The sequence below is a fragment of the Paenibacillus dendritiformis genome (genome assembly GCF_015845845.1).
Classification (GTDB): Bacteria; Bacillota; Bacilli; order Paenibacillales; family Paenibacillaceae; genus Paenibacillus_B; species Paenibacillus_B dendritiformis_C.
The window spans coordinates 52,218-66,497 of record NZ_LDIG01000050.1; the positions used below are offsets into that span (position 1 = coordinate 52,218).

General features: G+C 59.9%; 13 protein-coding genes and 1 pseudogene. 11 read left to right on the forward strand and 3 right to left on the reverse strand.

Features of this window, described 5'->3' with window-relative positions:
- The first annotated feature begins 95 nt into the window (after nucleotides 1-95).
- From ABD76_RS01975 to ABD76_RS02010, 8 genes are all read left to right on the forward strand, one after another.
- Entirely contained in the window at nucleotides 96-512 is a 417-nt protein-coding gene (locus tag ABD76_RS01975) for a hypothetical protein (protein ID WP_197253850.1), read from the forward strand.
- Nucleotides 513-643: 131 nt separating this feature from the next.
- The gene (locus ABD76_RS30800; RefSeq protein ID WP_420901907.1) at nucleotides 644-706 is read left to right on the forward strand and encodes a potassium-transporting ATPase subunit F; all 63 of its coding nucleotides are present in this window, start codon (nucleotides 644-646) and stop codon (nucleotides 704-706) included.
- Nucleotides 707-737: 31 nt separating this feature from the next.
- Entirely contained in the window at nucleotides 738-2,417 is a 1,680-nt protein-coding gene (gene kdpA, locus ABD76_RS01985; protein WP_197253851.1) for a potassium-transporting ATPase subunit KdpA, read from the forward strand.
- A 12-nt stretch (nucleotides 2,418-2,429) separates the two neighbouring features.
- A complete protein-coding gene (gene kdpB / locus ABD76_RS01990) occupies nucleotides 2,430-4,463 on the forward strand; it encodes a potassium-transporting ATPase subunit KdpB (protein ID WP_197253853.1) in 2,034 nt (677 codons plus the stop codon).
- A 28-nt stretch (nucleotides 4,464-4,491) separates the two neighbouring features.
- A complete protein-coding gene (gene kdpC / locus ABD76_RS01995; protein ID WP_420901905.1) occupies nucleotides 4,492-5,112 on the forward strand; it encodes a potassium-transporting ATPase subunit KdpC in 621 nt (206 codons plus the stop codon).
- Nucleotides 5,113-5,198: 86 nt separating this feature from the next.
- Entirely contained in the window at nucleotides 5,199-7,538 is a 2,340-nt protein-coding gene (locus ABD76_RS02000; RefSeq protein ID WP_197253857.1) for a universal stress protein, read from the forward strand.
- Nucleotides 7,539-7,675: 137 nt separating this feature from the next.
- Nucleotides 7,676-8,065 (forward strand): VOC family protein, encoded by a 390-nt coding sequence (locus tag ABD76_RS02005; protein WP_197253860.1) that lies wholly within the window; start codon nucleotides 7,676-7,678, stop codon nucleotides 8,063-8,065.
- Between the two features lie 184 nt (nucleotides 8,066-8,249).
- Nucleotides 8,250-9,449 (forward strand): cupin domain-containing protein, encoded by a 1,200-nt coding sequence (locus tag ABD76_RS02010; RefSeq protein WP_197253862.1) that lies wholly within the window; start codon nucleotides 8,250-8,252, stop codon nucleotides 9,447-9,449.
- A gap of 199 nt (nucleotides 9,450-9,648) precedes the next feature.
- On the opposite strand, the gene ABD76_RS02015 is transcribed toward ABD76_RS02010, so the two are convergent.
- Both ABD76_RS02015 and ABD76_RS02020 read right to left on the reverse strand, forming a co-directional pair.
- Nucleotides 9,649-10,749 carry an alpha/beta hydrolase gene (locus tag ABD76_RS02015; protein ID WP_197253865.1) on the reverse strand — a complete coding sequence of 367 codons (1,101 nt, stop codon included), beginning with the start codon at nucleotides 10,747-10,749 and terminating at the stop codon, nucleotides 9,649-9,651.
- Nucleotides 10,750-10,848: 99 nt separating this feature from the next.
- Complete coding sequence (locus ABD76_RS02020) at nucleotides 10,849-11,247, reverse strand: MerR family transcriptional regulator (RefSeq protein ID WP_197253867.1); 399 nt, start codon at nucleotides 11,245-11,247, stop codon at nucleotides 10,849-10,851.
- 162 nt (nucleotides 11,248-11,409) lie between these two features.
- Between ABD76_RS02020 and ABD76_RS02025 the strand changes: the two are divergent.
- Nucleotides 11,410-11,538, forward strand: a pseudogene (locus tag ABD76_RS02025) (thioredoxin reductase); the annotation flags it as partial.
- Here the strand turns inward: ABD76_RS02025 and ABD76_RS30805 are convergent.
- Nucleotides 11,481-11,666 (reverse strand): hypothetical protein, encoded by a 186-nt coding sequence (locus tag ABD76_RS30805; RefSeq protein ID WP_420901908.1) that lies wholly within the window; start codon nucleotides 11,664-11,666, stop codon nucleotides 11,481-11,483. The pseudogene ABD76_RS02025 and the gene ABD76_RS30805 overlap by 58 nt on opposite strands.
- Before the next feature lie 491 nt (nucleotides 11,667-12,157).
- Between ABD76_RS30805 and ABD76_RS02035 the strand changes: the two genes are divergently transcribed.
- Nucleotides 12,158-13,213 carry a FecCD family ABC transporter permease gene (locus ABD76_RS02035; RefSeq protein WP_197253869.1) on the forward strand — a complete coding sequence of 352 codons (1,056 nt, stop codon included), beginning with the start codon at nucleotides 12,158-12,160 and terminating at the stop codon, nucleotides 13,211-13,213.
- Between the two features lie 5 nt (nucleotides 13,214-13,218).
- Nucleotides 13,219-14,253, forward strand: a complete 1,035-nt coding sequence (locus tag ABD76_RS02040) for a FecCD family ABC transporter permease (RefSeq protein WP_197253871.1) — start codon at nucleotides 13,219-13,221, stop codon at nucleotides 14,251-14,253.
- Nucleotides 14,254-14,280 lie beyond the last annotated feature (27 nt).

Below are 14,280 nucleotides of genomic sequence, written 5' to 3' on the forward strand. Positions count from 1 at the left end.
TTTTTGCTGTGCCTGGAAGCCGCGAGAAGAGTTCCTCTTGTTGCCGGCTTCTTTTTTGTTGCTGTCTCCGGACGAAGAATCGGAGGAGAGAAGAAATGGATCAACAGGAAGTCGTACTGGTGTCTGCGCCGAATGCCGCAGGCGAAGCCTTCGTCAAGCTTCTGCTGGAGAAGGATATTCCCTTCGCCGTCTTGGCGAATAACCGTGCGGAGCTGAAGCGGATGCGCGCCCTGGGCGCTCGTCATCTGATACTGCTCCATACGGCCGATGAGAAAACATGGGTCATCCCGCAGTTGCCCGTCGGCAAAATCTATTTGTTCGAACGAAGCTTGAATCTGTGCTGCCGGTATCTGCAAATCTGCCGAAGCTGGACGTCGAAGCCGATTTATGTCATCACGGCAAATCAAAATCCGCGGCTCATCTACCGCGGGCTGGGCGCGAACTATGTCATTTACACCTCGAGCCGGAATTATTCGTTCCTGGTAACGGACGATCTGGCCGCTTATTCCTAAGGAGGTATCCGCATGTCTGATCTCGTTATGGCCGTGCTTATTGCTGCGGCATTCGCCCTGTTCTATGGCTTCTTGGCCTGGTGCGGGCGGGTCGTCGATGAAGGAGGAGAGCGCGGATGATCGTCATCGGGATGATTGCTGTCTTTCTCTTCTTCTATTTAGGCTATGCTCTGGTTCATCCGGAGAAATTTTGAATCGGCGGAAGGAAAAAGGGAGGCAAGCTCTATGGACTGGTTGCAAATCGCCGTCGTGCTGCTGGCGCTGTTATTGCTGGTGAAGCCGCTCGGCACTTATATATACCATGTGTTCTCCAATGAACCGAATCGGACGGACCGGCTCTTCGGGCGGGTGGAGAACGCCATTTACAGATTGGGCGGGCTGGCCCGCCGTCCGGATATGAACTGGAAAAAATATATGTTTAGCCTGCTCGCCACGAACCTGATGCTTGTCGGGATCAGCTACGTGATTTTGCGGGTGCAGCATCTGCTGCCGCTGAATCCGAACGGAACGGATCGGATGGAGCACACGCTGGCGTTCAATACGGTCATCAGCTTCATGACCAACACGAATCTCCAGCATTACAGCGGCGAGACGGGATTATCGTATTTCTCGCAAATGGCGGTCATTACGATGATGATGTTCACTTCCGCCGCAACCGGCTTGACGGTGGCGATCGCGTTCATGCGAGGCTTGACGGGCCGGGCCATCGGCAACTTTTTCACCGATTTCGTCAAGGCGCACACGCGTCTTCTCCTGCCGCTCGCCATCGTGATGGCGCTTGTGCTGGGGGCGCTCAAGGTGCCGCAGACGCTCGCTCCGGCGGCGGAAGCGGCGACGCTTCAGGGCGTTACGCAGCATATCGCAGCGGGACCGGTCGCATCGCTCGTGTCCATTAAGCATCTCGGGACGAATGGGGGCGGCTTCTTCGGCGTCAACTCATCGCATCCGTTCGAGAATCCGTCTCCGCTGACGAACGTGCTTGAAATTCTGATGATGTGGTGCATTCCGGCCGCGCTTACGTATACCTTCGGCCGCTTCGCCGCGAACCGGAAGCAGGGATGGGTCATTTTCAGCGCGATGTCCATTCTGTTCCTGCTGTTCCTGAGCCTGGCCTACTATGCCGAGAGCGCGGGCAATCCCGCATGGAGCGCGCTCGGGGTGGATGCGTCCCAAGGCAATATGGAAGGCAAGGAAGTGCGCTTCGGCATCGCCCAGTCCGCCCTGTTCACCACGGTGACAACCGCCGCGACGACCGGTTCGGTCAACAATATGCACGACACGCTAACTCCGCTCGGCGGATTGGCGCCGCTCGCGCAGATGATGCTGAACTGCGTATTCGGCGGGGATGGCGTCGGCCTGGTGAACATGCTGATGTATGCGATCCTGGCGGTGTTCCTCGCCGGACTGATGGTCGGCCGCACTCCCGAGTTTTTGGGCCGGAAGATTGAAGCGAAGGAAATGAAGCTGATTGCGATCGCGATCCTGGCGCATCCGCTTATCATATTGGCGCCGACCGCGATTGCGTTCCTTACGGATCCGGGCCGGGAAGCCATTACGAATCCGGGCTTCCACGGGATTACCCAGGTGTTGTACGAGTATACTTCTTCGGCCGCCAACAACGGTTCCGGCTTCGAAGGGCTGGGGGACAACACGCCGTTCTGGAATTTGTCGACCGGGCTCGTCATGCTGCTGGGGCGCTACATCTCGATGATCGCTCTGCTTGCCGTCGCCGGATCGCTGCTGCGCAAGCAGCCGGTTCCCGAGACGGCCGGCACGTTCCGGACCGATAACAAGCTTTTCGTCGGCATTTTGGTCGGAACGGTATTGATAATCGGGGCGCTTACGTTCCTCCCGGCTGCCGTGCTTGGTCCTATCGCGGAGCATCTGACGCTCCGGAATCTGTGAGGTGAATCGGATATGAATACAACGAATCGCAAGCGCATGCTGACGAAGGATATCGTCAAGCAGGCAGGGAAGGACAGCCTGCGGAAGCTGAATCCGGTGACGATGATGAGAAATCCCGTCTTGTTCGTCGTCGAGGCAGGAACCTTCGTCGTCCTGCTGATGCTGTTGTTCCCGGGCTATTTCGGCACGAAGGAGAATATGGGCTTCAATCTGGCCGTGTTCCTGATCCTGCTGTTCACGCTGCTGTTCGCCAATGCCGCGGAGGCGTTGGCGGAAGGGCGGGGCAAGGCCCAGGCGGGCGCTCTGAAAAAATCGAAGCAGGACATCATGGCGAACAAAGTGACAGAGAACGGCACCGCCGCAGTATCCGCGTCGGAGCTGCGCAAGGGAGATATCGTCCTCGTCTCGCAAGGGGAAGTGATTCCCGGCGACGGAGAAGTTATCGAGGGTCTCGCCTCCGTGGACGAATCCGCGATTACGGGGGAATCGGCTCCCGTCATCAAGGAAGCCGGCGGCGATTTCAGCTCGGTGACCGGCGGCACGCGCGTTGTCAGCGATGCCATCAAGGTGCGGATCACGAGCGATCCGGGGGATACGTTCCTGGATCGGATGATCTCGCTCGTCGAAGGAGCGAAGCGGCAGAAGACGCCGAACGAGATCGCGCTCAATACGCTGCTGATCAGCTTGACGCTTATTTTCCTGATTGTGGTCGTGACATTGGCCCCGATTGCGTCCTACCTGAATATTCAGATCGATGCGGCGGTTCTCATTGCGCTGCTCGTCTGTCTGATTCCGACGACGATCGGCGGGCTGCTGTCCGCCATCGGCGTTGCCGGCATGGACCGGGTGACGCAGTACAATGTGCTGGCGATGTCCGGGAAAGCGGTGGAGGCCGCGGGGGATATCAACACGATGATCCTCGACAAGACCGGCACGATCACCTTCGGCAACCGGATGGCAAGCGAGTTCGTGCCTGTCGGGAATGAACAGGTGCGAACCGTGGCCGAATGGGCCGCGATTAGCTCCATGAACGATGATACGCCGGAAGGCCGCTCCATGCTGGAGTTGATGAAGAAGGAAAATCTTGCGTTCGATCCTGCCCTTGCGGAGGGCGGAGAGTGGATTGAATTCCGGGCGGAGTCCCGCATGAGCGGGGTCGATCTGAAGGACGGTCGCCGCGTGCGCAAAGGAGCCGTCGATGCGGTCAAAAAATGGGCGGCTGCCCAAGGCGGTACGATTCCCGCGGATCTGGACGAGCAGGGGAACCGGATCGCCTCACAGGGCGGCACCCCGCTCGCGGTCGCGGCAGACGGGCGGATCGTCGGACTGATTTATTTGAAGGATACGGTCAAGCCGGGCATGCGCGAACGCTTCGAGCAGCTCCGCAAGATGGGCATCAAGACGATTATGTGCACGGGCGACAACCCGCTGACGGCCGCGACCATCGCCGCCGAAGCCGGCGTGGACGACTTTATCGCGGAGAGCAAGCCCGAGGACAAGATCGCCGTCATCCGCCGGGAGCAGGCGGCCGGCAAACTGGTCGCCATGACCGGGGACGGCACGAATGACGCGCCGGCGCTGGCCCAGGCCGATGTGGGGCTGGCGATGAACAGCGGCACGATCGCGGCGAAGGAAGCGGCCAATATGATTGATCTCGATTCCGACCCTTCGAAGATCATCGAAGTGGTAGGGATCGGCAAGCAATTGCTCATGACCCGCGGCGCGCTGACCACCTTCAGCATCGCGAACGATATCGCGAAGTATTTCGCGATTATCCCCGCGATGTTCATGGTCGCCATTCCCGAGATGAAGATGCTGAATGTGATGGATCTCGGCTCGCCCATGTCGGCAATATTATCGGCATTGCTATTTAATGCCATTATTATTCCGCTGCTGATTCCGCTGGCGATGAAGGGCGTCTCCTATCGTCCGGTGAGCTCCGGACGGCTGCTCGGCCGCAATCTGCTCATCTATGGCCTCGGCGGTATCGCAGCGCCATTCATCGGCATCAAGCTGATCGATCTGGTCGTTCATCTGTGGGTATAACCGAATCGGGAAGGAAGGATGAAATATGATGAACCATTCTGCACAGGCGCCACAGGAGCCGGCGGCCCGAAGCGGCGCAGCGGCTGTCATCAGCTTGGCGCGAATCAGCGTCGTCTTCATCGTGCTGTGCGGCATTCTCTATCCGCTCGCATGCACCGGATTGCTGCAGGCCCTGGTGCCGGAACGAGCCAACGGAAGTCTTATCCGCGACAGCAGCGGAGCCGTCATCGGCTCCGAGCTGATTGGCCAGCCGTTCGACGATCCGCGCTATTTCCACGGCCGGATATCGAGCATCGGCTATCAGGCGGAAGCGTCCGGCTCGAATAACTATGCTCCGTCCAATCCGGAGCTGCTGGGGCGGATGGAAGCGTCCGTCCGCGATTGGGAGCGCAGCAATCCGGCGGTGCCGGCCGCTCGGCTTCCGATCGATCTGGTCACCAACTCCGCATCGGGGCTGGACCCGCATATAACGCCGGAAGCGGCGCGGGTTCAGATTCCGCGCATCAGCGGCTTGACCGGAATCGCGCCGGCGGAGCTGGAAAAGCTGGTTGCCGAGCATACGGAAGGACGCGATCTCGGGTTGTTCGGCGAGCCGCGGGTGAATGTGCTGGCCCTGAATCTGGATCTCCGGACGATGTTGAACCGGTAACCGATGGCCCTGCACCGCTTGCCTATAAGCGATACGCATTCGTCGTCAGGGCACAAGCAGGGCCTCCCCTGAAGGAGGGATCACGCATGGAAGAGGAATGGCGCCAGAGGCCGGAAGAACAAGGGCTGACGGTCCCGAAGCAGCGGCATGGAAGATTGAAGCTGTATATCGGCCCGGTCAACGGCTGCGGGAAGACGTATGAGCTGCTGCAGGAAGGTCAACTGCTGAAGCGCCGGGGCGTCGATGTGGCCGTCGCGGGCGGACCGGGGTTATTCCCGGGCGGCCTGGCGGAGCCGGGTACGGAGCTTGAATCCATTCCCGGCATTCCGTGGCCCCCAGGGAATGCCGGCAAGCAGGATCTCGATGTGGAGGCGATCCTGGCCCGCCATCCGGACGTGCTGCTCATTGACGGCCTGGCCCATCGCAACCGCCCGGAAGCGCGCCGCCGAACGAGGCTTGACGATATCCGCTGCCTGCTGGCCCGCGGCATCAGCGTCATTACGACGGTGAACGTCTATGAGCTGGACGGGGCGAATGAAGAAGCCCGCGCCTTGCCGTGCCTCGGGGGCGAAGCCGCGGTCAGCGCCGACGTGCTGGCGCTGGCCGATGAAGTGAGGCTCATCGACGTCACTCCCGAGACGATGATGGCCCGATTGTCCGCGGCTGCGAGCGCTGGTGAGGAAGGGGCGAAGGTTAGGGATGCCCCCGCGTTCCGGCGCGATCATGTGGCGCTGCTGCGGGAGCTTGCGCTCCGGCTGGTCGCCAAGGACGCGCACGCTTCGCTCGCGCAGCGCCGGGAAGCGAAGGGGATGGACGGCCCGGCCGGTTCGGCGGAGCGCATCCTCGTCGCCGTGCAGTATCACTGGAACGGCTCCCTTTATATTCGCCGCGGCCAGCAGATCGCCAAGCGGCTTAATGGCGATATGCTGGTCGCCGCGTTCATTCAGGCAGGAAAAAAGCTGTCCCGGGAGGAGATCGCCTTCCGGCGTTCGATGCGGAAGCTGACGGAGAAAGTAGGCGGACGCTTCGAGGAGCGTCCGCTGTCCTCGCGCCGTTCCTTCCCAGACGCGATTATCCGCTATGCGGCCGAGCGGCAGGCGACCCGGCTCGTCTTGGGCCATTCGAAGCGGACCCGGCTCCAGGAGCTCTGGCACGGCTCCGCGGTCAATGGCTTGCTGCGGAAAATGGATCGCATCGATCTGTTCTTCATGGCGGATCGTTCCCATTATGAAGGGGAACGCATGCTGTCGGCCAAAATGAGGGAGCCCTCCGCCGCCGGGAGCCGGGGACGGACGGATTCGCCGCGAGGAGAGGCCGCGGGCGCCGCGCCGAAGCGAGGCATCTTCAAAGTCTATGTCGGGGCCGCTCCGGGCGTGGGCAAGACGTACGCGATGCTGCGCGAGGGCAATGAACTGCAGCGCAAAGGGCTGCATGTCGCGATTGGACTGCTGGAGACGCACGGCCGCAGCGATACGCAGGCCCAAGTGGGGAGCCTCCCCACCGTGCCGCGCCGGATTGTCACATACCGGGGAGCGCGCCTCGAGGAGATGGATACGGAGGCGGTGCTGCGAACCCGGCCCGATGTCGTGCTCGTGGACGAACTGGCTCATACCAATGTCCCGGGAAGCGCGCGGAAGAAGCGGTATATGGACGTGCTTGAGCTGCTGAACGCAGGAATTTCCGTCATCTCGACCGTCAACGTGCAGCATCTGGAGAGCCTGAATGATGCCGTAGCGCAGTTGACCGGCATTCGCGTGCGCGAGACGGTGCCGGATCGCATGCTTCATGCGGCGGATGAAGTCCAGCTTATTGACTTGACTCCGCAGATGCTGCGGCAGCGGATGAGGGAGGGGAAAATCTATGCGAAGGAGAAGATAGAACAGGCATTAAGCCATTTTTTCAAGACGGTAAACCTGATCGCCCTGCGGGAATTGGCTCTGCGGGAGATCGCGGACGATGTCGACGATCGGCTGGAATCGTGGGAGCGGACCTCTTCCCTGCGCGGACCATGGCGCCGGCACGAGGCCATTATCGTCTGCGTCCCGAATGCCCGGCATGCGGAAACCTTGATTCGCCGCGGATTCCGCATCTCCTGGCGCCTCAAGGCCGAATGGCATGTGATCCATGTGCGGCCCGAAGGAAGGGAAGCCGCGGAGGAAGAGCTAAGCCGGATCGCCCGGCTGGAGGAGATGACCGTTCGCTTGGGCGGGACGTTCCAGGTTCATGGCGCGGCGAAGTCGGAGCGGATACACCAAGTCATTCTGCGCCAAGCGGCCGCATGCCGGGCGACGCAGCTCATTGTCGGGCAGCCCAGGAAGCGGACGCTCGCGGCAGAGCTTGTCCGCGGATCGACGGTCCGGTCGCTGCTGCGCCATGCCCGCGATATGGATGTGCTGGTCGTATCTTGCCATCGACATGGCGGCTGACGAATAAGAATACGATAGTTATAGCGAAATCTAAGCTTCATGTGTCGGACGCTGCTGGCGAAATGCCGATGAAACGCCGTCTGCCGCTGTCGCTTTGACTTAAGCGCAGGAAGCTTGTAAGGAAAGGAAGAGATCGAATGTTGACTATCGAAGCGTTGGATCATCTCGTTTTGACCGTAAAAGATATCGAAAAGACGATTCATTTCTATCATCATGTGCTGAACATGGAAGTCGTTACTTTCGGCGACAACCGGAAGGCGCTGCGGTTCGGCAGGCAGAAATTCAATCTGCATGAAGCAGGGCAGGACATCGAGCCGAGAGCGAGGAAGCCGGTTCCGGGCTCTGCCGACGTATGCCTCATTACGAAAACCTCAATCGAACAAATCATTGAGCATCTGGAATCTTGCGGCGTTCCGATAGAAGAGGGACCGGTGGTCCGCACCGGCGCCGTCGGCCGCATCATCTCGGTCTATGTGCGGGATCCGGATGAAAATCTGATCGAGATTTCCGTCTATGTGGATAAATGATAAATGATGCGTGATAACGGCCACGCCACGGGAGTATTCCATGTGTGTCTCTCCAATTTCCGGGTATAATCACTGCCGCCGCCTCATATGGTTTACTTTGTGCGGGGAAATAACCTACAGCTCCTCAATGGTTCATCCAGGAAGATGCCAGGCTACAACAAATTGAGGCGGAGGTGGTTAACGGGTGCAACACAATCCGAAGCAAGCGCAGCCGGAGTGCATCCCGCATCCGATTCGGAAAAGCGACGGCGCCGGTGCAACCGACTTTGGCCCGCGCGACGTGATGCGCGATCGGGAGAACCCGGATATGTTCGTGCCGCCGGTTACGGACGAGGGACTGGTGCCGAACTTGAAATTCTCGTTCTCCGACGCGCATATGCAGTTGAATCAGGGAGGCTGGTCCCGCGAGGTTACGGTGCGGGAGCTGCCGGTCGCGAAGACGCTGGCCGGGGTCAACATGCGTCTTACGCCGGGAGGGGTAAGAGAGCTTCATTGGCATCAGCAGGCCGAATGGGCCTTCATGATATTGGGCCGGGCGAGGATTACGGCGGTCGATCAGAATGGCCGCAATTTTATCGCCGATGTCGGTCCGGGCGATTTGTGGTACTTCCCGCCGGGCATTCCTCATTCCATTCAAGGGCTGGAGGAAGGCTGCGTGTTCCTGCTTGTCTTCGATGACGGCAATTTTTCCGATCTGAACACTCTGTCGATCTCCGATTGGTTCGCGCACACCCCGAAGGAAGTGCTGTCGGCCAATTTCGGAGTGCCGATCAGCGCATTTAAGCATGTGCCGGCCGAGCAATTGTATATTTTCCAGGACGAGGTTCCGGGTCCGATCTCGGAGGAGCAAGTGCCGGACCCGAACGGCACCGTCGAGCGGAGCTTCGTCCACCGTCTGCTCGCCCAGCCTCCGCTGACGACGCCGGGAGGCTCCGTCCGCATCGTCGATTCCTCCAACTTTCCCGTATCCGTTACGGTGGCCGCCGCCCTGGTGGAGATTAAGCCCGGCGCGATGAGGGAGTTGCACTGGCATCCGAATAATGACGAATGGCAGTACTATCTTAGCGGTCAAGGAAGAATGACGGTCTTCGCGGGCAACGGCTCGGCAAGGACGTTCAATTACCGGGCGGGCGACGTCGGATACGTTCCGTTCGCATTCGGCCACTACATTCAGAACACGGGGACGGACAGCTTGTGGTTCCTGGAAATGTTCAAGAGCGACCGCTTCGCCGACGTGTCTCTCAACCAATGGATGGCGCTGACTCCGCATGAACTGGTGAGAGACAATGTCTATGGCTCGCCGGAGCTGATGAAGGCGCTCCGCAAGACGAAATGGCCTGTCGTCAAGTATCCGGGAATTCCGCCCGTGATTGAGCAGGATTAGGCGGACGGGGGGTTCCTTGGGCCAGGGCCGGAGTGACGTGAAGGGAATCAGGCAGGGAACGCCGGAGCATGCGGGGTCCTCGCGGGCTAAGGCATATGGATGGCGCTCAAGACCGCGCGGACCCGGCACTTGCCGCGAACGGCGCCGCAGGCTTGCGGGCGTCTCCGCGCCGATGCGGCGGAGAGCCGCGGCCGGGATGTTACTCCTGCCGGGAGGGCGCTGCCGCCGCTCCGGTCACGGTCAGCTTCGGATCGAACTCCACCTCGGGATACGGAGACGACGGCCCGTCCAGCAGCGGCGCTTCCTTGCCGAGCAAGTAGCGGTCGGCAGCGCTTTTCTCGAAGACGGACTGCAGATCGGGAATATATTCCTCGTAGAACAGCTTCTCCCGCGTACCCTGGCCGATTCCGCCGTCTTCGGCGGCTTGCTTCCCTTCAAGCTGCTCCCGGATCATGTCCGCCGTATCGGATGTCAGCATATACATGAACGGCTGCTTCAGGCCCGTGTGCGCCACGCTGCCCCAGAAGCCGCCTTCCAGGCTTACCCCGGCCTTGAAGCGGCTGTCCTTGGCCATTGTCTCGGCCGTCGTCGCCCCGCCATAGGAATGTCCGAAAATGCCGGCCCGATCAAGGTCGATCTTGCCGCGCAGCAGATGGTCCGCATCGCCCGTGCCGGTGTTCCATCCGGTCAGCGTGTCCAGCACGAAGCGGGCATCCTCGGAACGAATGTCAATCCCGGTCACGTTCGCTTCATACTTCGCCGCGGAAGTAGGGTACTCCGGATCGGGGCGGTACAGCACGCTCCTCCCATCGGGATAATTCACCTCCGAGGACGTGTACGGGTGATCGATGCCGACGACGATATATCCGTTGCTGGCCAGCTCTTCGACGATCGTCATGTCGCGGCTCGGATCGGCCAGGTGATAGGATGCGGTGCCGATCGCATAGGAGCCTGTCGGTTCCGGCAGGGCGAAGACCGGGAACAGATACGTCAAATAGGCGGAAGCCCCGGACAAGGCCAGCACGAGCAGCGACAGCGCCGCGATCGTGATGCGGGCCGGGCGGAGCCGGCCATTCCCGCAGCGAATGAGTCGGGTGAGCAGCATCAGGCCTAGAAGCAAGGCCAGGATGTAGGCGGGAAGCATCTGCAGGCGAAGCGGGCCGATGCCGGCATGCAGCAGACAAGCGGCGGCCACAACGGACAGCGCCGCCGCATCCCGCCGCTTGTCCTTCCTGCCGAAGCAGATCCATGCGGCCGCCAGCAGGTTGGCGGCGATGACGGCAAGTTCCAATCCTGTCATGATACATACCTCCAGTGCAACGAACTCGCTCCCGGATTGAGGGAACGGGTTCTTCTGTTGTTGTCACCCGTAGTATAAAGTCTGTAGCATGCTACAATGTCAAGTCCTGTTCCCATCGTGCGGACGGAATGTCTGCAAATACTGCTCAATGTCCTCCTCCGCGGTCGCCAGCAGTTCGGTCAGCAGCCCCTTCATCTTCTGCAGCGCTTCGATTCTGGATTCAAGCTGGCCGATTTTGTCCCGCACCACCTCTCTCAGGTCATCGGCCTTCATTCGGGTTGACAGCAGCTGCAATGCTTCTTTGATTTCATTCAGCGAATAACCGAGCGACTTGGCGTCCCTGATGAATTTTAACCGGACCCGATCCTCGTCCGTGTAGACTCGGTAGCCGTTGGGCGCCCGTTCGGGGGCAGGCAGCACGCCTTGGAGTTCATAGTAGCGGATCGTCTCCTTATGGACTCCGGCAAGCTTGGCGAGCTGGCTTCTTGTCAACTTCATCGTTCCGATCCCTCCGTCGCAAGCAGATATAATGATTGAAATTGTACAAAGAAACGCTCTGGTTTGTCCATTGCCGGCCGGGAGCGGGCGGGATACAATGGCAAGCGAGTGAATGAGAATCAATATCAGCAGGCCGGATCATACATACGGGAGGAATGGAACGTGGAGGAAGCAATGGAACTGTATGACGTGACCATTATCGGCGGAGGCCCGGCAGGGATGTACGCCGCTTTTTACAGCGGAATGCGCGATCTGAAGACGAAGCCGGTTGAAGCGAAGCAGGAATTGGGGGCCGCATGCGGGGGTTCGAGCCGGATATGATCATCTTCGTTATCGTATCCGTTGCGGATGCGGGCCGCGCTTCCAGGCGCCAGCAAGCAGCATTTGTCAGCGACGAGATGGAAGGGACGGCCATCCACGGCGAAGCTTCCCGAGCCGCTTGTAAAAATAAGCAGAGAATGGCTGTTCTCCGTATGTATGTCGCCGGTCCATCCGACAGGACGTTCGATCAGCTCGATCTTCGATAGATGAAAGAGCAAAGAGCGGAGTTAGCGGAAGCCTTCTTCTCATCCACCATCAACATGCTGCTCCTCTCTAATTGATAATGATTATCACTGGTTATTGCAGTAGAAAAATGCAGGCTTTTCAATGGCGGGCGAAAAGAGGCGCATTTTATTTTGTGCAAAAGAAAAAGGGAAGAACGAAGGGGGGCGGGAAGCCGTTTGCATGGCCGATAGGCCGCGGTTGAGGGAGTTAGGCGGCAACCCCATCCACCGATGGGGCATGGAAAGCCTTTGATTTTGTGCAAAAAATCGCTTTCGTTTGTCCATTGTCACCACTGTGCGAACGACCTAGAATGATATTGATGAAAATGAGAATCAATATCACAACTATCATAAGGGTGACATGCATGAATCAAGCAGCAAACGCGTTGCGCAAGGAAACCGTCCCGGAGAAAGTCGAATTCCGGTCGCGTCCGCGGGCGGGCGTCATCATTATTATAGGCGGCCTGATTGCGTTGGCATTCGGCTTCGTCTTATCGGTATCGTTCGGCGCGGCGGATATCAAGTTCGCGACCGTATGGGAAGCGATCTTCCGCTTCAATCCCGATGTGACGCAGCATCAGATTATTCTAGAGCTCCGATTGCCGCGCGTCTTGGGCGGGGCGATGGTCGGAGCTTGCTTCGCTGTGGTCGGAGCCATCATGCAAGGCATGACCCGGAACCCGTTGGCGGATTCCGGACTGCTGGGGCTTAATGCCGGGGCCGGATTTATGCTGGCCATTTGCTTCGCTTTTTTCCCGGGCTTGCCGTTCATGTATTTGATTATGTACGGCTTCCTGGGCGCCGGACTCGGGGCCGGGCTCGTCTATGGCATCGGATCGCTGGCCAAGGGCGGACTGACGCCGGTGCGCCTTGTGCTGGCCGGAGCGGCGCTGAGCGCGCTGCTGTCGGCGCTGAGCGAAGGAATCGCGCTCTACTTCAAGATCGGGCAGGATCTGGCCTTCTGGTATGCGGGCGGCGTGGCCGGGACGAAGTGGTTCCAGCTCAAAATTATGTTCCCCTGGATAGCGGCCGCGCTGATCGGCGCGATCGCCATCTCGCGCTCGATTACGATGCTCAGTCTGGGCGACGAGATCGCGAAAGGGCTGGGGCAGCGCACCGGACTGGTGAAGCTGGCGGGGACGGCCATTGTCCTGATTCTGGCCGGGGCGGCCGTGTCCGTTGTCGGAGCGGTCGGCTTCGTCGGACTCATTATCCCTCATCTGGCGCGTTATCTGGTCGGCGTCGACTATCGCTGGATTATTCCTTGCTCGGCGGTATTCGGCAGCCTGCTCGTCGTATTCGCCGATCTGGCCGCGAGGATGATCAATCCGCCGTTCGAGACGCCTGTCGGCGCGCTGATTGCGCTTATCGGCGTTCCGTTCTTCCTCTTCCTGGCGCGTAAAGAAAGAAGGGAGCTGTAAGCAAAATGGCACAGATTACATCATTGACGCCCGAGCGCCGCAAGCGAAACCGGAGCCTTGCGATTATGGCCATATTGGGAGTATTGATTGTTGCGATGTTCATTGTCAGCATGAATACCGGATTCATCCGGCTGTCTCCGCTGGATCTGGCGCGCACCTTGTTCGGAGCGGGAACCGATAAGCAGCAGTTGATTCTATTTGAATTCCGCCTACCGCGCATCGTGCTTTCCCTGCTTATCGGAGCAGGCCTGGCCGTATCGGGCTGCGTCATGCAAGGCATCTCCCGCAATGCGCTGGCCGACCCGGGCATTCTCGGCATCAACGCCGGCGCCGGACTCATCGTGATGCTGTTCATCTCGTTCTATCCGACGACGGCTGCCGCTCCGGTGTTCCTGCTGCCGCTGCTGGCCTGGATTGGAGCGGGACTGACGGCCGCCCTCATCTGCGCGCTTGCCTATAAGCGCCATGAAGGGATGCGGCCGACGCGCCTGCTGCTGACGGGCGTAGCGGTGGCGGCGGGCATCAGCGCCGCCATGATCGTGCTGACGTTGCGGCTGAGTCCGGAGAAGTATCAATTCGTGGCAACTTGGCTGGCGGGCAGCATCTGGGGAACGAACTGGAAGTTCGTGCTGGCGCTGCTGCCGTTCATCGTCGTGCTGCTGCCTTACGTATTCTGCAAGGCGCGCATCATGAATGTGCTGAATCTGGGGGAGCAGATGGCGACCGGACTCGGCGCGAATGTGTCGCGCGAGCAGCTGAAGCTGCTCGGGGCGGCGGTCGGCCTTGCCGGCTCCAGCGTTGCCGTGAGCGGAGGCATCGGCTTCGTCGGTCTGATCGGCCCGCATCTGGCCCGGCGCCTTGTCGGACCGAAGCATCAACTCCTGCTGCCGGCATCCGCGCTGACCGGCGCGCTGCTTGTGCTGGCGGCAGATACGATCGGCCGCTGGATTTTGCAGCCGTCCGAGGTGCCGACAGGCATCGTCGTCGCCGTTATCGGCGCCCCTTATTTTCTCTATCTGCTTGCTCGCTCCAAAGCGTAAGCAAGCGGCGGACAGAGGTCCCGATCA